General features: G+C 67.1%; 21 protein-coding genes, 1 other RNA gene and 1 pseudogene. 19 read left to right on the top strand and 4 right to left on the bottom strand.

What is annotated here, in order from left to right:
* Positions 1 to 38 precede the first annotated feature (38 nt).
* The 13 genes and pseudogenes from RS83_RS16145 (at position 39) to dapF (ending at position 11,826) form a co-directional block, all read left to right on the top strand.
* Positions 39 to 533, top strand: coding sequence for a GNAT family N-acetyltransferase (locus tag RS83_RS16145; RefSeq protein ID WP_045280482.1), 495 nt, complete (start codon positions 39 to 41; stop codon positions 531 to 533).
* Positions 534 to 607: 74 nt separating this feature from the next.
* A complete protein-coding gene (locus RS83_RS16140) occupies positions 608 to 3,325 on the top strand; it encodes an FtsK/SpoIIIE family DNA translocase (RefSeq protein ID WP_045280481.1) in 2,718 nt (905 codons plus the stop codon).
* Positions 3,325 to 3,900, top strand: a complete 576-nt coding sequence (pgsA, locus tag RS83_RS16135; protein WP_045280480.1) for a CDP-diacylglycerol--glycerol-3-phosphate 3-phosphatidyltransferase — start codon at positions 3,325 to 3,327, stop codon at positions 3,898 to 3,900. Before RS83_RS16140 ends, pgsA begins: the two co-directional genes overlap by 1 nt.
* On the top strand, positions 3,897 to 4,388 hold the full coding sequence (locus RS83_RS16130) for a CinA family protein (RefSeq protein ID WP_045280479.1): 492 nt from the start codon (positions 3,897 to 3,899) through the stop codon (positions 4,386 to 4,388). Before pgsA ends, RS83_RS16130 begins: the two co-directional genes overlap by 4 nt.
* Positions 4,389 to 4,525: 137 nt before the next feature.
* Complete coding sequence (locus RS83_RS16125; protein WP_045280478.1) at positions 4,526 to 4,834, top strand: helix-turn-helix domain-containing protein; 309 nt, start codon at positions 4,526 to 4,528, stop codon at positions 4,832 to 4,834.
* Positions 4,835 to 4,853: 19 nt separating this feature from the next.
* Positions 4,854 to 4,973: pseudogene (locus RS83_RS19270) on the top strand (DUF3046 domain-containing protein); the annotation flags it as partial.
* 377 nt (positions 4,974 to 5,350) lie between these two features.
* Positions 5,351 to 6,403, top strand: a complete 1,053-nt coding sequence (recA, locus tag RS83_RS16115; protein WP_045280476.1) for a recombinase RecA — start codon at positions 5,351 to 5,353, stop codon at positions 6,401 to 6,403.
* Positions 6,404 to 6,405: 2 nt separating this feature from the next.
* Positions 6,406 to 7,278 (top strand): regulatory protein RecX, encoded by an 873-nt coding sequence (locus RS83_RS16110; protein ID WP_045280475.1) that lies wholly within the window; start codon positions 6,406 to 6,408, stop codon positions 7,276 to 7,278.
* A gap of 115 nt (positions 7,279 to 7,393) precedes the next feature.
* Positions 7,394 to 8,941 carry a tRNA (N6-isopentenyl adenosine(37)-C2)-methylthiotransferase MiaB gene (gene miaB, locus RS83_RS16105; RefSeq protein WP_045280474.1) on the top strand — a complete coding sequence of 516 codons (1,548 nt, stop codon included), beginning with the start codon at positions 7,394 to 7,396 and terminating at the stop codon, positions 8,939 to 8,941.
* A complete protein-coding gene (gene miaA / locus RS83_RS16100; protein WP_230113592.1) occupies positions 8,938 to 9,876 on the top strand; it encodes a tRNA (adenosine(37)-N6)-dimethylallyltransferase MiaA in 939 nt (312 codons plus the stop codon). The genes miaB and miaA overlap by 4 nt, the downstream gene beginning before the upstream one ends.
* A gap of 34 nt (positions 9,877 to 9,910) precedes the next feature.
* On the top strand, positions 9,911 to 10,441 hold the full coding sequence (locus tag RS83_RS16095; RefSeq protein WP_045280473.1) for a dihydrofolate reductase family protein: 531 nt from the start codon (positions 9,911 to 9,913) through the stop codon (positions 10,439 to 10,441).
* 43 nt (positions 10,442 to 10,484) lie between these two features.
* Positions 10,485 to 10,931 carry a GNAT family acetyltransferase gene (locus RS83_RS16090; RefSeq protein WP_045280472.1) on the top strand — a complete coding sequence of 149 codons (447 nt, stop codon included), beginning with the start codon at positions 10,485 to 10,487 and terminating at the stop codon, positions 10,929 to 10,931.
* A 22-nt stretch (positions 10,932 to 10,953) separates the two neighbouring features.
* On the top strand, positions 10,954 to 11,826 hold the full coding sequence (gene dapF, locus RS83_RS16085) for a diaminopimelate epimerase (protein WP_045280471.1): 873 nt from the start codon (positions 10,954 to 10,956) through the stop codon (positions 11,824 to 11,826).
* A gap of 57 nt (positions 11,827 to 11,883) precedes the next feature.
* Here the strand turns inward: dapF and RS83_RS16080 are convergent, their stop codons facing one another.
* Positions 11,884 to 12,525, bottom strand: coding sequence for a class I SAM-dependent methyltransferase (locus RS83_RS16080; RefSeq protein WP_045280470.1), 642 nt, complete (start codon positions 12,523 to 12,525; stop codon positions 11,884 to 11,886).
* A 68-nt stretch (positions 12,526 to 12,593) separates the two neighbouring features.
* Here RS83_RS16080 and hflX point away from each other — a divergent pair, with 68 nt between their 5' ends.
* Complete coding sequence (hflX, locus tag RS83_RS16075; RefSeq protein WP_045280469.1) at positions 12,594 to 14,099, top strand: GTPase HflX; 1,506 nt, start codon at positions 12,594 to 12,596, stop codon at positions 14,097 to 14,099.
* Positions 14,100 to 14,117: 18 nt separating this feature from the next.
* Here the strand turns inward: hflX and RS83_RS16070 are convergent, their stop codons facing one another.
* Positions 14,118 to 14,783, bottom strand: a complete 666-nt coding sequence (locus RS83_RS16070; protein WP_045280468.1) for an SIMPL domain-containing protein — start codon at positions 14,781 to 14,783, stop codon at positions 14,118 to 14,120.
* A 135-nt stretch (positions 14,784 to 14,918) separates the two neighbouring features.
* Here RS83_RS16070 and ssrA point away from each other — a divergent pair.
* Positions 14,919 to 15,288: a transfer-messenger RNA gene (gene ssrA, locus RS83_RS18620) on the top strand.
* A 60-nt stretch (positions 15,289 to 15,348) separates the two neighbouring features.
* Here the strand turns inward: ssrA and RS83_RS16065 are convergent.
* Positions 15,349 to 15,876 (bottom strand): GNAT family N-acetyltransferase, encoded by a 528-nt coding sequence (locus RS83_RS16065; RefSeq protein ID WP_045280467.1) that lies wholly within the window; start codon positions 15,874 to 15,876, stop codon positions 15,349 to 15,351.
* A 44-nt stretch (positions 15,877 to 15,920) separates the two neighbouring features.
* Complete coding sequence (locus tag RS83_RS16060) at positions 15,921 to 16,706, bottom strand: AraC family transcriptional regulator (protein WP_052679148.1); 786 nt, start codon at positions 16,704 to 16,706, stop codon at positions 15,921 to 15,923.
* 161 nt (positions 16,707 to 16,867) lie between these two features.
* Between RS83_RS16060 and RS83_RS16055 the strand changes: the two genes are divergently transcribed.
* The 4 genes from RS83_RS16055 to RS83_RS16040 are packed head-to-tail and all read left to right on the top strand — an operon-like array spanning position 16,868 to position 20,810.
* Positions 16,868 to 17,914, top strand: a complete 1,047-nt coding sequence (locus RS83_RS16055; protein WP_045280466.1) for an ABC transporter substrate-binding protein — start codon at positions 16,868 to 16,870, stop codon at positions 17,912 to 17,914.
* Positions 17,915 to 17,953: 39 nt separating this feature from the next.
* Positions 17,954 to 18,961, top strand: coding sequence for an iron chelate uptake ABC transporter family permease subunit (locus RS83_RS16050; protein WP_231587796.1), 1,008 nt, complete (start codon positions 17,954 to 17,956; stop codon positions 18,959 to 18,961).
* The gene (locus RS83_RS16045) at positions 18,958 to 20,001 is read left to right on the top strand and encodes a FecCD family ABC transporter permease (RefSeq protein ID WP_231587795.1); all 1,044 of its coding nucleotides are present in this window, start codon (positions 18,958 to 18,960) and stop codon (positions 19,999 to 20,001) included. The genes RS83_RS16050 and RS83_RS16045 overlap by 4 nt, the downstream gene beginning before the upstream one ends.
* Positions 19,998 to 20,810, top strand: coding sequence for an ABC transporter ATP-binding protein (locus RS83_RS16040; protein WP_045280465.1), 813 nt, complete (start codon positions 19,998 to 20,000; stop codon positions 20,808 to 20,810). The genes RS83_RS16045 and RS83_RS16040 overlap by 4 nt, the downstream gene beginning before the upstream one ends.
* Positions 20,811 to 20,812 lie beyond the last annotated feature (2 nt).

The following is a 20,812-nucleotide window of genomic DNA, read 5'->3' as shown; positions in this document are numbered from 1 at the left end:
GACATCGGCGTGTAACACCACGGGCTTATGCTCACGTCATGTTGACGGGATTCTCGACGAGGGCGGCCGCGCAGTCCGACGCCGTCTTCCTCGGCGACATGCTGGTCGAGGCGGCGAACTGGAGGGCCGGTGGAGCGCGCCCGCGGCATGAGGTGCTGACCTCTGCCGAGCACCGACGGTACATCGCAGGGTGGAAGCGTTCGGCCGATGACGGCTTGGTCGCGATCGACAGCGAAGGCATTCCGATCGGTGCAGCGTGGTACCGGATGCTCCCGCAGAACGATCCGGGATTCGGTTTCGTCGCCGTCGCGGTGCCCGAGCTCATCGTCGGCGTCCACCCGCTGTGGCGCGCGCGGGGAGTGGGACGGATGCTCCTGCGCGGCGTCGTGCAGCTGGCGGGGGAGCGGGGCCATGCCCGTATCGCGCTGAGCGTCGAGCGTGACAACTTCGCCCGCGCGCTGTACCGGTCCGAGGGGTTCACCGTCTCGGCGCAGGGTCCGCTGCGCGACACGATGGTGCGCAGCACCATCTGAACCTCGCGGTCCCGGATCGCCGGAAAGCCGCGTCATTGCGGGGGAATGTCGGCGTCGGCGCGTAACGTGAAAGCATGGCCAGGAGCACCACGAAATCTGCGCGCGCATCCGAGAGCGCGCCCGCGCGTCCGAAGCGGCAGGCGGCTCCGAAGGCTCAGCCAGCGCCGAAGAAGTACATCGACGAGATGGACAAGCCGCCGCTGGCGGTCAGGGCGTGGGTCGGTCTAGCCCATGGCGTCGGCGGACTGTTCCGGGCGTTCGGCCCTGAGACGCTGGAGAAGGACGACCGTCGCGACGGCTTCCCGTTCCTGCTCGTGCTGCTCGCGATCGCCGGTGCGGTCAACGAATGGTTCTTCATCGGCAACGAGGTCGCGGCCAACATCAGCGCATACTCGGTCGGTCTGCTGGTCGGTCGGGTGGCGTTCGTCATGCCGTTGCTCCTGCTCATCCTCGCGGGCTGGTTGTTCCGGCACCCTTCCTCCACCCATGACAACGGACGAATCGGTTTCGGCTTCGGGCTGTTCCTCATCACGCTCGCCGGAATCTGTCATCTCGCAGGAGGACAGCCGCAGCCGCAGCCGCAGATCACTGCGCTCAGTGGAGCGGGCGGTCTGTTCGGGTGGCTGCTGGCGCAGCCGCTCAGCTACCTGACGCTGATCCCGGCGTACACGGTGCTGGCGGCGCTGACCGTGCTGTCCGTGCTGATCCTGACCAAGACTCCGCCGAACCGGATCGGTTCGCGACTCGGCGACCTCTATGCCTGGATGTTCGACGCGGAGCGCATCGAGAAGCCGGCGAAGAATGCAGCCGCGAAGGACTCCGCAGCGGTCGACGAGGCCGACAAGGTCGATGACCCGGATGTGCTGCCCTGGTGGCGGCGGAACAAGACCGGCCGCGAGGAAGACCCGGATGAGGGGACCCTCGGCTCCGACGACATCACCGCCTTGCTGTCCACGCAGGAGCCGACTCCCGCGTACGACCAGGCCGTGATCGTGGCCAACGCACATGAGGCCGCGACCGAGATCCTGTCCGAGGTCCGTTCGGTCACCGAATCGTTGGCTGGTCAGCAGACCACCGCGCTGCTCGACGACGAGTCCGACACGGGTGAGGTGCCCGAGCTCCCGGGGCTCGACGGCTTCGGCACGGAGGGTCCGGGCGATCGCGGACCGCAGGCGCCGGTCGCGCCGTACATCCTCCCGTCGCCCGGTCTCCTGGTCGAAGGCCCCGCGCCGGTCGAACGCTCCGAGGCGACCGACAAGGTGATCGAGCAGATCACGAGCGTGTTGTCGCAGTTCAAGGTCGACGCGAAGGTCACCGGGTTCTCGCGCGGCCCGACAGTGACGCAGTACGAGGTCGAGGTCGGCCACGGCGTCAAGGTCGAGAAGATCCTGCAGCTGAGCAACAACTTCGCCTACGCGGTCGCGTCGAACGACGTCCGAATCCTCTCGCCGATCCCCGGCAAGAGCGCGATCGGCATCGAGATCCCCAACGCCGACAAGGAGATGGTGGCCCTCGGCGACGTGCTGCGCTCTCAGGCCGCGCAGAAGAGCACGCACCCCATGACGATCGGTGTGGGCAAGGACGTCGGCGGCAACATCGTGATCGCGAATCTCGCGAAGATGCCCCACCTGCTGGTCGCCGGGTCTACCGGCTCCGGTAAGTCCAGCTTCGTGAACTCGATGATCACGAGCCTGCTCATGCGCGCTCGGCCCGCCGATGTCCGGATGGTCCTGATCGACCCGAAGCGCGTGGAACTCACGAGCTATGCGGGCGTGCCGCACCTGATCACGCCCATCATCACGAACCCGAAGAAGGCCGCAGAGGCACTCCAGTGGGTCGTGAAGGAGATGGACATGCGGTACGACGACCTCGCGTCGTTCGGCTTCCGTCATATCGACGACTTCAACCGCGCCGTCCGCGCGGGAGAGATCGATCTCCCTGTCGGGAGTGAGCGCGTGCTCAAGCCCTACCCGTACCTGCTGGTCGTGGTCGACGAGCTCGCTGACCTCATGATGGTCGCGCCGCGCGACGTCGAGGACTCCATCGTGCGCATCACACAGCTCGCGCGCGCCTCCGGCATCCACCTGGTGCTCGCGACGCAACGACCCAGCGTCGACGTCGTCACGGGCCTGATCAAGGCGAACGTGCCGTCCCGTCTCGCCTTCGCCGTGACCAGCGTCACCGACAGCCGGGTCATCCTCGACAGTCCGGGAGCCGACAAGCTGATCGGTCAGGGTGACGCTCTGTTCTCGCCGATGGGATCGTCGAAGCCGTTCCGTCTGCAGGGCGCCTGGGTCGATGAGAAGGAGATCGACGCGGTCGTCAAGCACGTCACGCGTCAGGCACGTCCCGAGTACCGCTCAGACGTCCAGGAGGCCATGGAGCCGGCCAAGAAGAAGGAGGTCGACGAGGATATCGGAGACGACCTCGAGCTCCTGCTCGCGGCCGCCGAGCTCATCGTCTCCTCGCAGTTCGGTTCGACCTCGATGCTGCAGCGCAAGTTGCGTGTCGGCTTCGCCAAGGCAGGACGCCTGATGGACCTGCTCGAATCGCGTGAGATCGTCGGCCCGTCCGAGGGGTCCAAGGCGCGCGACGTGCTCGCGACCGCTGAGCAGCTGCCGCAGGTGATGGCGAAGCTTCGTGGTGAGGATGCTCCGCCGGCCCCAGCCGCTGCTCCGGCGGCTCCTGCCCCTGTCGCATCGGCTGACCCGATCGAGGCGCAGTTCGATGGACTGCCGGTGGTCGAGGCCGAGGGCGATGAAGACGCCTGGGGCCTGACGGGACGCGACTGATGGCCATTCCCCGGCAGCTGCCGAATGCGATCACGATCGCCCGCATCCCGCTGGCAGTCGTATTCTTCGTGCTCCTCCTCATCGGGGGCATGTACGGCATCCCGGAGCCAGGCATCCGCTGGGCTGCCGGCATCCTGTTCATCATCGCGATCTCGACGGACTGGGTCGATGGGTATCTCGCCCGCCGCTACGACATCGTCAGCGACTTCGGCAAGCTGTGGGACCCGATCGCCGACAAACTCCTGACCGGATCCGGCTTCATCGGTCTGGCGATCCTCGGCGAGGTGCCGTGGTGGATCGTCATCATCATCCTCGTGCGCGAGTGGGGGATCACGGTCCATCGCCTCGTCGTGGCGAAGGAGCATGTCGTCGCGGCCGCCTGGATGGGCAAGATCAAGACCGCCTTCCAGGGCGTCGCGCTCGGGTGGGCGCTGCTGCCGCTCCACGAATTGATCGGCCTGCCGGTCTGGACCGCGATCACGGCGGTGCTGATGGTCGTCGTCCTGATTCTCACGGTCGCCAGCGGGATCGACTACATCGTCGCGCAGGCGCGCGGATCCCGTCAGAAGTCATGACCTCATCGCAGGCGGCCGCCGCCCTGGATGCGCTGCATCTGCGGGGGTGGACGCTGGGCGTGGCCGAGTCGCTCACCGGCGGCGCCGTCTGTGCCGAACTGGTGTCGGTGGCTGGGGCGTCAGCCGTGCTCTGGGGCGGTGTCGTGGCCTACGCCACGCCGGTGAAGGAGTCGCTCCTCGGTGTCGAAGCCGACCTGCTGGCCCGCACCGGTCCTGTGCACCCCGATGTCGCCCTGCAGATGGCCGACGGCGTGCGCAGAGTGGTCGCGGTGGACGGGCGTCCCGCCGACGTCGGCATCTCGACCACGGGGATCGCCGGACCCGACTCGCCGGACGGGCAGCCCGTCGGGACCGTGCATGTCGGGATCGTCACCCCGGACGTGGCGGTCGCGGTGGAGTTGCACCTTGAAGGCGATCGCGCCGAGATCCGCGCAGCCTCGGTCGAAGCGGCGCTCTCCGCGTTGCTCGAAGTGCTCGGGAATAGCTGAGGACTCGGTGCCGTTATCGGTGACGTGTTCACATTCAAACCACAGAGTGAAACGGTAGATTCTGTGCATGCCAGGAGGACTAGACTGGCGATCTCGCTGGGGGATATCCCGGCAGTGGTAACTGGGAGGAGGTTCCGATGATTCTTGTACGACAGGAAATCGGCGATGTGCTGAGGGACTTCCGCCTGCAGAAGGGGCGCACCCTCCGGCAGGTCGCAAGCAAGGCGTCTGTCGCTCTTGGTTACCTCAGCGAGGTCGAGCGCGGTCAGAAGGAAGCGTCGAGCGAAATCCTCGCTTCCGTCGCTGACGCCCTCGACGTCCCCATCTCGACGATCATGCGTGAAGTCGGGGATCGCATCTCCGTCCTCGAGGGCATCCAGGTCTTCCCGGACGTCGTTCCCGACGACCTCGTGGCCTCCGTCGAGCCCGAGCTCTCGCTCCGCTGAACCCGCCTCGAGCTCTCGAATGCGTCGAAGCGAGTTCCTCCGAGCCGTTGAAGCAGAGTTCGACGGTCGTGCTCCTGCCCTGGTGAATGACCTCGTGCTCTCGCCGCTCGCAGGTCGCACAGCGGCCGAGGCGCTTGCCGACGGCACGCCGCCGCGACAGATCTGGTTCGCTCTGTGCGATGAGATGGATGTCCCGGAATCGCGCCGTCACGGCGCTGGTCGACTCGAGCCGCGCAAGCGCTGAGCTCGTCGGCACGACGTTCGAGACATCCGGATGACGACACGCCGATGACGGCGTGTCGTCGAATATCTGTTCGAATCGGGCGTAGTCTTCTGCACAAGTGGTTCGGAGTACATGTTCTCCACCGTTTGAAGGACAGCACGACGCGATGTCGGTGGCCCCTCGTACGGTGAAGACATGGCCGATGAGCCATACGCCTTGCCGGAGAGTTGCTCCCACTCGGGAGTGCCGCGGCAGCCTACAGGCGGCATCACGCGAGCAGAAGGAGCAACACCATGCCATCACCCGCCGACCGCGAGAAGTCCCTCGAGACAGCACTCGCCCAGATCGACCGACAGTTCGGTAAGGGCTCGGTCATGCGTCTCGGCAGCGACGAGCGTGCTCCTGTCGCCGTGATCCCCACCGGTTCCATCGCCCTCGACGTCGCTCTCGGCGTCGGAGGCCTGCCGCGAGGCCGCATCGTCGAGATCTACGGCCCGGAGTCCTCCGGTAAGACGACCCTCACGCTGCACGCGATCGCGAACGCACAGCGTGCCGGCGGCATCGCCGCCTTCATCGATGCGGAGCACGCACTCGATCCTGACTACGCGGCGAAGCTCGGCGTCGACATCGATGCACTCCTCGTGTCGCAGCCCGATACGGGTGAGCAGGCGCTCGAGATCGCCGACATGCTCGTGCGCTCCGGTGCCATCGACCTCATCGTGATCGACTCGGTGGCCGCACTCGTGCCGCGCGCCGAGATCGAGGGTGAGATGGGTGACTCCCACGTCGGTCTGCAGGCACGACTCATGTCGCAGGCACTGCGAAAGCTCACCGGTGGGCTGAACCAGACCAACACCACGATGATCTTCATCAACCAGCTGCGCGAGAAGATCGGCGTGTTCTTCGGTTCGCCCGAGACCACCGCCGGCGGTAAGGCGCTGAAGTTCTACGCCTCCGTGCGACTCGACATCCGTCGCATCGAGACTCTGAAGGACGGAACCGACGCTGTGGGTAACCGCACGCGCGTCAAGGTCGTCAAGAACAAGATGGCACCGCCCTTCAAGCAGGCGGAGTTCGACATCCTGTACGGCATCGGCATCTCGCGTGAAGGCAGCCTGATCGATTTCGGTGTCGAGCACGCGATCGTGAAGAAGTCCGGCTCCTGGTACACGTACGACGGAGACCAGCTGGGCCAGGGCAAGGAGAACGCCCGGAACTTCCTGCTGAACAACGCAGACGTCGCGCTGGCGATCGAGACGCAGATCAAGCAGAAGCTCGGCATCGGTCCGCAGGCGCCTGCTGCGCCGGCGGCGGCCGACGAGCTCGCCGAGCGTCGCCCGGCCTGATCATGACTGACACCAGCGGGGGCGGGTCGAATTCGTCCGACGAGCGACTCGCCCCCGTCATCCCGTTGTTCGGCGGCGCCCGGAAGGGGCCGAAGGGATCCGAGTCGCTCGCGGCCGTAGAGGCACCGTCGCTCGCGGCAGATGAGACGCCTGAGGCGCTGCCTCCGATCACGGATGCGCCCACGACGTGGACTCAGATCGCGAAGCGATCCGAAACGCTGCCGCGCACCGTGGACTCTGAGCCCAGCGGCACGCCGAGCGAGCGGCATCCCGCACGTGGGGGAGCAGGAGCTCCGGCTCCGAAGCTCCGTGTAGTTCCTCAGGACGCCGATACGTCCGACAGCGAGAACGATGTCCCCGATCCCGAGAAAGTGCGCGAGGCCGGTTCCGAGAGTCTCGTCCGCAAGCTCCGCACCCGGTCGCTCTCGATCTCCGAGGCACGGCAGGTGCTGCGAGGGCACCACCTCGACGCGGGGCAGATCGACGACGTGATCGACGACTTCTGTCGCCGGGGTTACCTCGACGATGTGATGCTCGCGAATCAGCTCGTCGAGTCGGGGACGCAGCGGAAGGGGCAGGGTCGTGTGGCCCTCTCCCGCGCGCTGGCGCAGCGCGGCATCCCGCGCGACGTGGCCGACGCGGCGCTCGATGAGCTCCCCGACGATGATGCCGAGCGCGCCCTCGACTTCGCGCGGACCAAGGCCCGCTCACTCAGTCGCCTCGATGGGGATACAGCGCTGCGGCGGCTCATGGGACAGCTGGCGCGACGTGGCTACGGCGGGTCCGTCGCGATGACCGCTGCGAAGACCGCGCTGGCAGAGGTGACGTTCGGCGGCGGTCGGCCGACGGGTGTCAGGTTCGTCGACTCCGACTGATCCGCGTCGACGTGGTCTGATCTGGCTTGCGTCCTGAACAGGACTGGAGCATGAAGCACGGTGCGGCGCGAGCCCCGAGAGCAGGCCTGGAAAGCGCTCGTAGAATGGGACGATCATGACTATCCCTCGCAGCGAACCGACGATCATCACGGCGTCGTCCGCGTCCGTCGACGTCGACGGACGACACAGGTCCTATGAAGTGCGCACCTTCGGGTGCCAGATGAACGTGCACGACTCCGAGCGTCTCTCCGGCTCCCTCGAGAGCGCGGGGTATGTCCGTGCGACGCCCGGCGATGAGGCCGACGTGGTCATCATCAACACCTGTGCCGTTCGTGACAACGCGTCAGACAAGCTCTACGGCACACTCGGTCAGCTCGCCGGTGTGAAGCGGCGCAAGGACGGCATGCAGATCGCCGTCGGCGGCTGCCTCGCACAGATGGACAAGCAGGCGGTTCTCGACAAGGCGCCGTGGGTCGATGTCGTGTTCGGCACGCACAACATGGGGTCGCTGCCCGGGCTGCTCGAGCGAGCGCGCCACAACGGCGAGGCGGAGCTCGAGATCCTCGAGTCGCTCGAGGTGTTCCCCTCGACGCTCCCGACCAAGCGCGACGCCGCGCACAGCGGCTGGGTCTCGATCTCGGTCGGCTGCAACAACACCTGCACGTTCTGCATCGTCCCCAGCCTGCGTGGCAAGGAGAAGGATCGTCGTCCCGGCGACATCCTCAACGAGATCCGGCTGCTGGTCGAAGATGGGGCCATCGAGGTCACGTTGCTGGGACAGAACGTGAACTCCTACGGCGTCGAGTTCGGCGACCGTCAGGCATTCGGCAAGCTGCTCCGCGCCACCGGCGAGATCGACGGTCTCGAGCGCGTGCGCTTCACGAGCCCGCACCCGGCCGCGTTCACCGACGACGTGATCGATGCGATGGCCGAGACATCGAACGTGATGCCGCAGCTGCACATGCCGTTGCAGTCCGGCAGCGACCGCATCCTCAAGGCGATGCGCCGCTCCTACCGGAGCGAGCGGTTCCTCGGCATCCTCGATCGCGTCCGCGAACGCATGCCGCACGCGGCCATCACGACCGACATCATCGTCGGGTTCCCCGGTGAGACCGACGAGGACTTCGAAGACACGATGCGCGTCGTCGAGCAGGCGAGGTTCTCGAGTGCGTTCACGTTCCAGTACTCGATCCGAGAGGGCACACCCGCGGCGACCATGGAGGATCAGATCCCCAAGGCCGTCGTGCAGGAGCGCTACAACCGCCTGATCGCCCTGCAGGAGCGCATTTCGCTCGAAGAGAGCCACAAGCAGATCGGCCGCGAGGTCGAGGTGCTCGTCTCCACGGGTGAAGGCAAGAAGGATGCGGAGACCCACCGTCTGACGGGTCGCGCGGAGGACAACCGCCTGGTGCACTTCGAAGTCACTCCTGGGTCGGACCTGCCGCGTCCGGGCGACGTCGTGACCGTCACGATCACGCACGCAGCGCCGTTCCACCTGCTCGCCGACGACCCCAGCGGCAACCCGCTGCGTATCCGTCGAACCCGCGGTGGCGACGCCTGGGACCGCGCGCAGTCCGAATCGTGCGCTGTGCCCGCTCCTGCTGACGGCGAGGCGAAGCGGACAGTCTCGCTCGGGCTCCCGACGCTGCGCGTCGGCGTGTGAGCGACATCTCCGCATCGGAGGCCGGCACGCTGCCACAGCTGTGGGCGATCGTCGGGGCGACCGGCACAGGGAAGAGCGACCTCGCGCTCGATCTGGCTGAGGAGCTTCGGGCGCGAGGCAACCCGGCGGAGATCGTCAACGCGGATGCGATGCAGCTCTACCGTGGAATGGATATCGGAACCGCGAAGCTGCCGCTGGATGAACGTCGAGGCATCCCGCACCACCTGTTCGACGTCAGAGACGTCACGGAAGAGGCCGCGGTCGCTTGGTACCAGCCGCTCGCGCGAGCTGCCGTCTCCGATATCCATGCTCGCGGCGGCGACGCGATCCTCGTCGGTGGCTCCGGGCTCTACGTGTCGAGCGTCGTCTATGACTTCCAGTTTCCGCCTCGTGACCCGGCGCTGCGAGCTCGGCTCGAAGCGGAGCTCGTATCCCACGGTATCGATGCGCTCCTCGCCAGACTCCGCGAGCTCGACCCCGAGACCGCGGCGCGCATCGACCCGAAGAACGACCGTCGGGTGATCCGTGCTCTCGAGGTCTTGCAACAGGGGAGCGGCACGCATGGCGCTGCGCTCCCTGAAGAACCCGTGCTCTGGCATCCCCGCACCCGACTGATCGGTGTGCACGTGGAACGTGCCCTGTTGGTCGAGCGGTTGGATGCACGCGTCGAGCGGATGTGGCGAGACGGGCTCGTGCACGAGGTCGATGACCTGCGCGTCAAGGGGCTCGATGCCGGCGTGACGGCGCGGAAGGCGATCGGCTACGCGCAGGCCCTCGGGCAGATCGAGGGCAGACTCCGCGAATCGGAGGCCATCGCAGAGACGCAGGCCCTCACCAGGCGCTACGCGCGCAGGCAGGTCTCCTGGTTCAAGCGGTACCGCGGCCTCACCTGGCATCAGCCGCCGGTCGACGCCCGCTCGCTGCTGGCGGATTGACCTCGATGTCGGTGGTCGATGGCATTCTGGCGGCATGACCACGCACTATTACACGGCATCGAGCCTCGACGGATTCATCGCGACGACCGATCACTCGCTGGACTGGCTGCTCAAGCAAGACATCGACCAGGAGGGCCCGATGTCCTACGGCGGTTTCGAAGCAGGTATCGGGGCGCTGGCGATGGGAGCCTCGACCTTCGAGTGGGTGCTGCGAAACGAGGCGGGGAGCGCCTGGCCGTACTCGCAGCCGATCTGGGTGTTCACCCATCGAGAGCTGCCGATTCCCGAGGGCGCAGACGTCCGGTTCGTTCAGGGCGACGTGGCATCCGCGCACCGCGAGATGACGACGGCAGCGGGTGCGAAGGACATCTGGATCGTCGGCGGAGGAGACCTGGTCGGGCAGTTCGCGGACGCCGACCTGCTCGATGAGGTCTGGGTGCAGTACGCCCCGGTGACGCTCGGTACCGGTCAGCCGCTGCTGCCGCGAGTGCTGGATCTCGAGTTGCTCGACGTTGCTCGCAATCGCAACTTCCTCTGCGGGCGGTACCGCCTGCAGAAGGACTGAGCAACAGATCCTACACTCGAAGGTTGGAGAAGGAGGATCGTTCATGAAATGGAGCATCCGGGCGTTCGACGAAGTCGATACCGAGGCAGTCGTGGCGCTGTGGGAAGAAGCCGGACTCACGCGTCCATGGAACGATCCGCGCCTCGACATCGAGCGCAAGAAGGCCGTGCAACCGGAGTCCTTCCTCGTCGCCGTCGCCCCGGCATCCGACGATGAAGACACGGATACCGTGGTCGGATCCGTGATGGCCGGCTACGACGGTCATCGCGGCTGGCTCTACTATCTCGCCACGGCGAAGTCGCATCGCGGTCTCGGCGTGGCCCGGAGCCTTGTGGAGGCTGCGGAAGCGCTGCTCGCCCGGATGGGCTGCCCGAAGGTGCAACTCATGGTGCGGGAAGGCAATGAAGCGGTGCTCGGTTTCTACGATGCGCTCGTCTACGAACGTTTCTCGGTGTCACAGACGGGCAAGCGTCTCGTCGTCGACGCCTGATCCTGTTCCCTAGACTGAGGGCATGGTCGCATTCACCAAAGGTCATGGCACCGGCAACGATTTCGTCATCATCGCGGACCCTGACGGTGAGCTCGACCTCACGGCCGAGCAGGTGGCCGCTCTGTGCGATCGGCACTTCGGGATCGGCGCCGACGGTGTGCTGCGTGTCGTGCGCTCGACAGCGATCCATGAGGGGGCTGCGAGCCTTGCTGAGGAGCCTGCGGCCGAGTGGTTCATGGACTACCGGAACGCCGACGGGTCCATCGCCGAGATGTGCGGCAACGGCATCCGCGTGTTCGTGCACTACCTGGTGCGATCCGGGCTCGCGACCATCGAACCCGGCTCGACCCTGCCGATCGGCACTCGCGCAGGCGTGCGGGATGTGACCAGCAGTCAGTCCGGTTACCAGGTCGATCTCGGTCGCTGGCGGCTCACCGGCACCGACCCGCTCGTGACCACCGACGGCCTGCCCGTCGCGCGTCCGGGGCTCGGCATCGACGTGGGCAACCCGCATGTCGTGGTCGCCCTCGCATCCGACGTCGAGCTGGCGTCGCTCGAACTGCATCGAGCACCCGAACTCGACCCCGCGCTCCCCGCGGGCGCGAACGTCGAATTCGTCGTCCCCGGTGACCCGCTCGTCCGTGACGGGATCGGTCACGTGCGCATGCGCGTCTCCGAGCGGGGCGTCGGTGAGACGCTCAGCTGCGGCACCGGCGTCGCAGCCACCGCTCTGGCCGTCCGGTACTGGGCCGGCGCGCAGGCCCCCGACCACTGGCGCGTCGAGGTCCCCGGCGGCACGCTCGGAGTTCGGATGTTCCCGGCGGAAGACGGCGAGCATGTCGCTCTGTCGGGGCCGGCGCAGCTCGTGTTCCAGGGTGAAGTCGACCTGATCTGAACTCCTCCCGACCTGCCCCGCCGGGCTGCGGAGCAGCCGGCGCGGAGACGGTGCCGATCAGGCGATCGAGATGGGTTCGGTCGGCGGCGTGCCGTGCTTGCGCACCTTCAGCACGCGATAGCCCTTGCCGGTGGCGGTGCGGAAGACGCTGAACCCGGGGTGGAACGTCGACCCGATCCATCGCTGCAGCGAATCGGCGCCGAGGTTGCGCTGCACCACGAGCCACGCCTCACTGCGTTCGTCGAGCCGGGGGATCCAGCGTTCGAGCAGTCCGTGCAACTCGTTCTTGCCCACTCTGATCGGCGGGTTCGAGCGGATCGTCCGGAAGGTGACGTCGGCGGGAACATCATCGGGCAGCGAAGCGTTGACATTGGTGAGGCCGAGCGATGCGGCATTGCGGCGCACGAGATCGAGCGCCCGCTCGTTCACGTCCACGGCCCACACGGTGGCATGCGGCGACGCGAGCGCCATCGAGAGCGAGATCGGTCCCCACCCGCTGCCGAGGTCGAGAAGGTGACCTCCCGGCGGTACCGGAGGCGTGTTGGCGAGAAGCACTGCAGTACCGGCATCCAGGCGATCCGGGCTGAAGACGCCACCAGCGGTGGTGAGGTCCAGCTCGCGGCCCGCGAGCGTCACACGGATCGCGCGCAGGTTCTCGGAACTTGCCGGGGTCGCAGTGAAGTAGTGGTCAGACCCCATACGGTGAGCGTACCGGACACCGGGGGATAAGGTTAAGGCTCGTAACAGAAGGCAGAGACAAGGGACGGATGACGGACACCAGTACACCCCACACCGGCGATGAGGCACTCGATCGCGTACTCGCGAATGCGGAGACGCGCACAGAGGCTCGAGTCTTCGGTGCAGCACAGGCGCTGCAAGACAGCTCGACCGCGGCGCACACCTCCTCGGACGGCAACCAGTGGGACCTGGAGGACCGGCACGCACTTCGGAGAGTCGGCGGTCTGTCGACCGAACTCGAAGACGTCACCGAGGTCGAGTATCGACAGCTGCGCCTCGAGAACGTCGTGCTCGTCGGCGTGTACCCGCAGGGCGCGCAGGAGGATGCCGAGAACTCGCTCCGCGAACTCGCCGCCCTCGCCGAGACCGCAGGAGCCGTCGTGCTCGATGGCGTGCTGCAGCGCCGACCGCACCCGGACGCCGCAACGTACCTCGGGCGCGGCAAGGCGCAGGAGCTCAAGGACATCGTCGCCGCTGTCGGCGCCGACACCGTGATCGCCGACACGGAGCTCGCTCCGAGCCAACGTCGCGCCCTGGAAGACGTCGTCAAGGTCAAGGTCATCGACCGTACGACTGTCATCCTCGACATCTTCAGCCAGCATGCGAAGAGCCGCGAGGGCAAGGCTCAGGTCGAGCTCGCGCAGCTCGAGTACCTGCTCCCGCGCCTGCGCGGCTGGGGTGATTCCATGAGCCGGCAGGCGGGTGGCCAGGTCGGCGCCGGCGGCGCCGGTATGGGGTCGCGTGGTCCTGGTGAGACGAAGATCGAGCTCGATCGCCGCCGCATCCGCACGAAGATGGCGCTGCTACGTCGGCAGATCCGTGATTTCGGGCCCGCGCGCGAGGCGAAGCGCGCCGAGCGTCGTCGCAACACGATCCCCTCCGTGGCGATCGCGGGGTACACGAACGCCGGGAAGTCCAGCTTGCTCAACGCGCTGACGAGCGCCGGCGTCCTGGTCGAGAACGCACTGTTCGCGACGCTCGATGCGACGGTCCGTCGTTCCGAGACCGCTGACGGTCGCGTCTACACGATCACCGACACGGTCGGTTTCGTGCGCAACCTGCCGCCGCAGCTGGTGGAAGCCTTCCGCTCGACGCTCGAAGAGGTCGGCGAGGCAGACGTCGTGCTGCACGTCGTCGACGGCTCGCACCCGGACCCCGCGGGTCAGCTGCAGACGGTCCGCGATGTGATGGGCGATGTGGGTGTGCGCGACCTGCCGGAGATCGTGGTCTTCAACAAGGCCGACCTGATCCCCGACGACGAGCGTCTCGTGCTTCGCGGACTCCAGCCGAATGCGCACTTCGTCTCGTCGCGGTCGGGCGAGGGTGTGCCGGAGTTGCGCGCTGCGATCGAGGAGGCGCTGCCGAAGCCCGCCGTCGAGGTGAACGCGGTGGTGCCGTATGACCGCGGCGATCTCGTCGCAGCGATCCATGAGACCGGCATGCTGCTGGCCGTCGAGCACCAGGAGGACGGCACGGCCGTGCACGCCAGGGTCTCGGAGCGTCTGGCAGCCGAGCTCGCGCCGTACACGCGATGATCACGGACGCGCGCTGACTCAGCGCGCGATGAACCGGGCTTCCACCGTCGCCGCGACGACGATCTCCTCAGGTTCGTAGTCCATCGCCGGCGCGGAGTCAGCGGCGAACGCCGCGCCGCGAGCCTTCAGCATCATGGGAGCCGCAGGGCTCGGCTGGCCGCTGGAGATGAGTCCGACATCGGCGATCTCCTGCGGCGTGACCTCGGCGAGACCAAGGGCGTTCGCATAGGCGGTGGCGCGGGCGACCGCGACGCCGACGGCAGCGGCGGCGACCTCGCTCTCGACGCGAGCGCGAGTCTCGGGAGTGAGGTGCCAGTCGACCCAGCCCACCTCCACGCCATCCCAGGCGGAGACATCGGACACCCAGACCGACAGTTCAGAGGCCTCGGTGAAGGTCGCTGTGAGGTCGACGCTGGCGTAGTACACCGGCGCGAGCCGCTTGCCGTCCGCGTTCCAGGGGCGCTCGGCGCGCACCGACAGCCGCTTGCTGCTCCAGTCGACGACCGTGCCGGCATCCGATCGCTCCGTGATGCTCGTGCGCACCGGTTCGGTCAGCCGCATCACCGCGTCGACCACAGCGGCGCGCTCCGGCCCCTCGGTGCGGATGCTCACGCTGATCGTGGCCCGTTCAGGGGCGACCCTCGCCTCGTGCTCGCCGCGGACGGTGACAGTCACTTCGCTCATGCGCCGACTCTACGCCAGCGGCCTTCGGGAATGGCGTGGCCGCGGCATCCGTTGTATCCTGTGATGCTGGGGTTCCCGAATCCCAGGAAGTGACAATTCAACAGTGCGACAGCGGCTCCTTCGAAGAAGGAATACGGGGCTGATCGGTTTCGACAGCGTCTGTACATCCACGAGAAGCGGGCCGAGGATGCAGAGTTATCTCGTAAACGCTCTCTGCAAAAAAATAGTTGCCGAAACCAAGCGCAACGACTTCGCCCTCGCTGCATAAGCGAGCCCGATAGTCCGTCAGACCGTGTGTGATTCCGTCACGGACCCTGGCGTCATTTAGGAATCTTGCTGTGTGACGGCGTCTGGACGTCACGCGGGACTCTTCCCAGGCTGGGCTTGTCGACTTAGGTGTCTGTGACAAAGGTCGGAGCCGAGCAGAACGTCTTCACAGACTGCGCCCGGAGAAGGCGTGGATTTTCAGCGTTGGACGGGGGTTCGATTCCCCCCAGCTCCACCAAGCTGCTGTCGCGAGAACGAAGGCCTCGGGCCGCTGGGAACAGCGGGTCCGAGGCCTTTGTCATACCCGGGGTCGACCAGCGCGGGACGGGTTCTCGTCAAGATCGAGCACCCACTCGTTCATCGTGAGACCGGCCCCACGGAAGGCCGCGGTCATCGTGCCGGCCAGCCGGAAGCCGGCGCTCCGACAGAGCGCGTTCGACGGCGGGTTCGTCGTCTCCGGGAACGCGACGAGGTGCCTCCTGCCGTCAGCGTGCGCGCGCGCATCAGCGATCAGCAGCCCGAGGCCCCGACCGGCGACGCCCTGCCGCTGGGCCTCCGGCAGCACGAACCAACCGGTCTCGAGTGCGTCCTCATCGCGCCAACGCGTCTTCCAGTGCCCGATGGAGCCGAGCGGCTGCCCGTCGGACTCGATCACGAACATTCGAGCTTCACGCGTCGCGACCAGACGGAGATAGCGTTCGTGCCTGTCGAGCAGCAATTCCTCGGTCTCGGGTCCGTTCAGGTGCGCGGTCATCTCGGGCGTGTTCGCGCGGTACAGCAGGGGGAGATCGTCGTCGTGCCAGAGCCGCAGTGCGAAGGAGGACATGCATGCAGCCTGGCATGGGCCTCCGACAACGCCGCGGCGCGCGATCAAGCCGGACTGCGCCTGGCCGGCATGCCGGTGCGGGCACGACGCTTCGCGCGGATGTACACCGCAGGGGTGGAGCCGAACACCTGCCGGAACGCCTTGATGAACCCGGTCGTCGTGCCGTAGCCGATGATCTCGGCGGTCTCCTGCACGGAGGTCCCATCCACCAGCAGCCGCTCTGCCGCATACACGCGTGCGCGAGTCCGCCACTGCGTGAACGAGAGGCCCGTATCGGCGAGGAACGCGCGGTGGAGCGTCTTGCTGCTGACCCCGAGCGCGGCGGACCAGTCCGCGAGGTCACGCTGTTCCTGCGGGTCATGGAGGATCGCCTCTGCCACCTGTCGCGCGCGTGGATCTGCAGGCACGGCGAGGGCGTCGTAGCTCTCCTCGGTCGATGACAGGATCTCGAGCAGCAGCGCCAGCGAGGCATCCAACCGCGCGTGGTGGAACTGGCGGGCGCAGAGGCTCTGCACGATCGCGATGCCGACGGGGTCGGCAGGGAGCACGAGTGGGCGACCCCACCGCTGCTGGGGGAGTCGGATGCTCTGTTCGAGGTAGAGGCTGAACATGTCTTCTGCACCCACCATCTGCATCTCGTGCTCGACCAGAGCCGGCACCCACGCGAAATGGTCGCCGTGCAGATGCCATCGGGAGTCGCCGACCCGAACTCGAGCGCCGCCGGGAATCAGTGCCAGCTGGTCGGCCGCGTGCACATGCGGCTCGAAGTACTGGTCCGGTGCGACTCTCTCGTGATGCGCTTCGAATTTCTCGGATGTCGCTCCAGGCACAGGTTCTCGTTTCGCAAGGCCGATCTTCGGGTTCGATCGAACTGAACGGACATCCAGGACGTGGTCGAGGCGGATTCATGTCCACTCGGAACGATAGCGGATTAGGTAAGCCTTTACTATGTTGGTGCCTCGTCACCCGTGCATTCCACCCGAGGAGTCCCATGTCCCGCCCTGTCAGGCGCGCCCAGCGCGCGCTCGTCGTGCTCACAGCGCTCACCGTCGCCGCCTCCATGCTCTCGGCGTGCGCCCCCACCGACGCCGAAGGGAGCGGCCCCGGCTCCGCGGCATCCTCCGACGGCTACCCCGTCAGCGTCGAGCACGTCTACGGTGAGACCACGATCAACGAGAAGCCGCAGCGCATCGTGACGCTCGGCTGGTACTCGCAGGACGTCGTGGCGGCGCTCGGTGAGGTGCCGGTCGGCGTCGAGGACTTCAGCTGGGGCAACGTGGACACGTACCTGCCCTGGTTCGCCGACAAGGTCGAGGAGCTCGGTGGCGAGCTCCCCGAGATCATCCAGTTCACGGATGCCGGCGAGTACGACTTCGAGCAGATCCTGGCCCTCGCGCCAGACGTGATCCTCGCGAACCACTCCGGCATCACCGAGACGGACTACAAGCGCCTGACGGAGATCGCGCCGACGGTCGCGTTCGCCGAGTCGACGTGGGCTTCTGATCGGGAGCAGCTCACCCTCACCGTCGGTTCCGTGCTCGACAAGAAGGACGAGGCGCAGCAATTGCTGGACGACGCGGATGCCGCCGTCGCCGCTGCCGCCGCAGCCCACCCCGAGTTCCAGGACATCGTCTTCAGCTACGGCTGGTTCCTCGGCGAGGGGGAGACCTCGCTCGGCCTGTACCTGCCCCGGGACCCGCGCGTCCCGCTGCTGGAAGAGCTCGGCTTCACTGGATCGCCTGATATCGCCGCGCTCGAGGGGACGACGAAGGAGTTCTACGCGAACGTCAGCCTCGAGGAGCTCGGCGACATCGAGTCGCAGTTCCATGTCGGCTGGGCGAACACGCCGGCCGACGTGACCCACACGATCGAGGATCCGCTGGTCGCACGCTGGGCGCCGATCGCCGCCGGCTCGTACTACTTCTTCGTAGACCAGCGCCTGGCGTGGGCGACGACCGCGCCGAGCGTGCTGAGCATCCCTTCGACCATCGATGACCTCGCCGACGCCCTCGCGAGCGCGGTTCCTGCCGCGAACTGATCGGTGTCGATGCTGGTGAGCCGCACCGCGGAGCGTCCTGTGACGTCTCGCGGCGCGGCCGCGCGCACTGGGGGCCTGGTCATCGCCCTGGTGGTGCTGGGCGTCGCCGTGCTGCTGAGTCTGATGGTCGGGGCAAAGGCACTTGCCCCCGCGACGGTCATCGCGGCCCTCTTCGACTTCGACGGATCCGACGCGCAGGCGATCGTCCGTGATTCGAGACTTCCTCGCACAGTCGTCGGTCTGGTGGTCGGTCCGGCACTCGGCGTGTGCGGCGCGCTGATCCAGGCGTTCACGCGGAACCCGCTCGCGGATCCCGGCATCCTCGGGGTGAATGCCGGCGCGACCTTCGCAGTGACCATCGGCGTCGGACTCCTCGGCGTGCGCGGACCGAACGCGTACGTCTGGTTCGCATTGATCGGCGCGCTCCTGGTGACACTCGTCGTCTACCTCATCGGCGCTGCGGGGCGCAGTGGCCCGTCGGCTGGGCGCATGACGCTCGCCGGTGTCGCGATCGGCGCGGTGCTCAGCGGCATCACCTCGATCGTGATGCTGAAGAACCTCGAGGTGTTCAGCACGCTTCGCTTCTGGGGACTCGGCAGCCTCGGCGGGAGGGACGACAGTGCGGTCGTGATCATCGCGCCGTTCATCGCGATCGGCCTGGTGACCTCGTTCCTGATCGCGCGTCCGCTGAACGCGATCGCGCTGGGCGATGACCTCGGACGCACGCTGGGCGCCGGCCTCGTCCGCACACGGGTGATCGCGATCATCGGCGTGACGATCCTGGCAGGCGGTGCGACCGCGCTTGCCGGCCCGATCGCGTTCATCGGTCTCATGGTGCCGCACGCGGTCCGGTGGTTCACCGGGCCGGATCAGCGCTGGATCATCCTGTACTCGGCCATCGTCGCGCCGAGCATGCTCCTGCTGTCCGACGTCATCGGTCGAGTGGTCCTCCCGTCCGGTGAGCTGCAGGTGAGCATCGTGACCGCGGTCATCGGGGCTCCGGTGCTGATCCTGCTCGCGCGTCGGAAGCGGGTGAGCGGGCTGTGAGCGCCGTGATCCCTGACGACGCGCCGCGGATGCTCTCGCTCCGCGTCGGCGGCGGCATCTGGCGTGTGGAACTGCGCACGCTCGTGATCAGGTTCGTCCTGGTCGCGCTGCTCCTCGCCGTCGGTGTCGCAGCGCTCACGATCGGCACGTACCAGCTCGACGCATCCGAGGTGCTGTCAGCGCTCTCGGGCGGAGGAGAGGACACCATCAGGAAGCTCGTGGTGGAGTGGCGCCTGCCGCGGGTGCTGTTCGCCGTGCTCGGCGGGCTCGCACTCGGGATCAGCGGCGCGATCTTCCAGTCGCTCACGAGGAATCCGCTCGGCAGCCCCGACGTCATCGGCTTCGACGCGGGATCGTACACCGGGGCGCTGATCGTGATGCTCGTGCTCGGCAGCGTCTCGTACGCCGTGATCGCCACCGGCGCGGTCCTCGGCGGCGTGATCACCGCGCTCCTCGTGTACCTCCTGGCCTATCGCCGCGGCATCCAGGGCTTCCGGTTCATCATCGTCGGAATCGGCGTCTCCGCCTTCCTCGTCGGGATCAACAGTTACCTGCTCATCAGCACCGGTATCCAGGAGGCGAGAGCTGCGGTCGCCTGGGGCTTCGGTTCGTTCTCGGCCCTGGGGTACGAGCAGTTGCTGCCGTTCGTGCTGGTGCTCGCGGCGATTCTGCCGTTCATCGCGATCACGCGGCGCGGGTTCGCGCAGTTGGAGCTCGGTGATGACGCCGCCAAAGCGCTGGGCGTCGGCGTCGAGCGCACGCGTCTCACGATGACCGTGCTCGGGGTGGCGCTCACCGCCATCGTCACGGCCGCCGCAGGGCCGATCGCGTTCGTCGCACTCGTCGCACCGCAGGTGGCGCGCCGACTCGTCCGTTCACCTGGCCTCGATCTGGTCAGCGCCGGCATCATGGGCGCGCTGCTCCTGGTGTCAGCGGACTTCATCGGTCAGCGGATCGACATCACCGTCGGGCTCGTCACCGTCGTGCTCGGCGGTGGCTACTTCGCCTGGCTGCTCATCAGGGAAGGATTCCGTCGATGACCGAATCGCACACCGCACGTCTCCGCGCCGCAGACGTGACCATCGGCTACGACCGCAGGATCATCTCCGCCGACCTGTCGGTCGACATCCCCGACCGATCGTTCACGGTCATCGTCGGTCCGAACGCGTGCGGCAAGTCCACGCTGCTGCGTGCGCTGTCGAGGCTCATCGATCCGGAGAAGGGCCACGTGCTGCTGGATGGCAAGGACATCCACGACTACCGCGCCAAGGAGGTCGCCCGCCGCGTCGGACTGCTCCCGCAGAGTTCGCTGGCGCCCGACGGCATCCGTGTCGCCGACCTCGTGGCCCGTGGCCGCTACCCCCACCAGACGATGCTGCGGCCATGGTCGGATGCCGATGAGGTCGCTGTCGACGAGGCGATGGCCGCCACCGGGGTCACTGCGCTCGCTGGGCGTCTGGTCGACGAGCTCTCCGGCGGGCAGCGGCAGCGCGTCTGGGTCGCCATGGTCCTTGCGCAGCAGACGCCGCTGCTGCTGCTCGACGAACCGACGACGTTCCTCGACATCGCGCACCAGATCGAGCTGCTCGAGCTGTTCACCGACCTGCACGAGGCGGGAAGCACGCTGGTCGCCGTGCTGCACGACCTGAACCACGCGGCCCGCTATGCCACGCACCTGATCGCGATGAAGGACGGAGCCGTGGTCGCCGAGGGGAGCCCGAGCGAGATCGTCACGGCCGAACTCGTCGAGGAGGTGTTCGGGTTGCCGTGCATCGTGGTTCCGGATCCGATCACCGGGAAGCCGAGTGTCGTACCGATCGGGCGGATGCGCGCTCAGCGCGAGCGGTGAGC

This window comes from Microbacterium oxydans, assembly GCF_000956525.1.
Lineage (GTDB): Bacteria > Actinomycetota > Actinomycetes > Actinomycetales > Microbacteriaceae > Microbacterium > Microbacterium oxydans_A.
Note: the sequence above shows the minus strand (reverse complement) of the source record. Positions and strands in the feature narration are given on the sequence as shown.

Bases quoted from the DNA above. Each gene is read 5' to 3' on its own strand.
- RS83_RS16145 (WP_045280482.1), top strand. From the start codon at position 39: ATGTTGACGGGATTCTCGACGAGGGCGGCCGCGCAGTCCGACGCCGTC.
- RS83_RS16140 (WP_045280481.1), top strand. From the start codon at position 608: ATGGCCAGGAGCACCACGAAATCTGCGCGCGCATCCGAGAGCGCGCCC.
- pgsA (WP_045280480.1), top strand. From the start codon at position 3,325: ATGGCCATTCCCCGGCAGCTGCCGAATGCGATCACGATCGCCCGCATC.
- RS83_RS16130 (WP_045280479.1), top strand. From the start codon at position 3,897: ATGACCTCATCGCAGGCGGCCGCCGCCCTGGATGCGCTGCATCTGCGG.
- RS83_RS16125 (WP_045280478.1), top strand. From the start codon at position 4,526: ATGATTCTTGTACGACAGGAAATCGGCGATGTGCTGAGGGACTTCCGC.
- recA (WP_045280476.1), top strand. From the start codon at position 5,351: ATGCCATCACCCGCCGACCGCGAGAAGTCCCTCGAGACAGCACTCGCC.
- RS83_RS16110 (WP_045280475.1), top strand. From the start codon at position 6,406: ATGACTGACACCAGCGGGGGCGGGTCGAATTCGTCCGACGAGCGACTC.
- miaB (WP_045280474.1), top strand. From the start codon at position 7,394: ATGACTATCCCTCGCAGCGAACCGACGATCATCACGGCGTCGTCCGCG.
- RS83_RS16095 (WP_045280473.1), top strand. From the start codon at position 9,911: ATGACCACGCACTATTACACGGCATCGAGCCTCGACGGATTCATCGCG.
- RS83_RS16090 (WP_045280472.1), top strand. From the start codon at position 10,485: ATGAAATGGAGCATCCGGGCGTTCGACGAAGTCGATACCGAGGCAGTC.
- dapF (WP_045280471.1), top strand. From the start codon at position 10,954: ATGGTCGCATTCACCAAAGGTCATGGCACCGGCAACGATTTCGTCATC.
- RS83_RS16080 (WP_045280470.1), bottom strand. From the start codon at position 12,525: ATGGGGTCTGACCACTACTTCACTGCGACCCCGGCAAGTTCCGAGAAC.
- hflX (WP_045280469.1), top strand. From the start codon at position 12,594: ATGACGGACACCAGTACACCCCACACCGGCGATGAGGCACTCGATCGC.
- RS83_RS16070 (WP_045280468.1), bottom strand. From the start codon at position 14,783: ATGAGCGAAGTGACTGTCACCGTCCGCGGCGAGCACGAGGCGAGGGTC.
- RS83_RS16065 (WP_045280467.1), bottom strand. From the start codon at position 15,876: ATGTCCTCCTTCGCACTGCGGCTCTGGCACGACGACGATCTCCCCCTG.
- RS83_RS16055 (WP_045280466.1), top strand. From the start codon at position 16,868: ATGTCCCGCCCTGTCAGGCGCGCCCAGCGCGCGCTCGTCGTGCTCACA.
- RS83_RS16040 (WP_045280465.1), top strand. From the start codon at position 19,998: ATGACCGAATCGCACACCGCACGTCTCCGCGCCGCAGACGTGACCATC.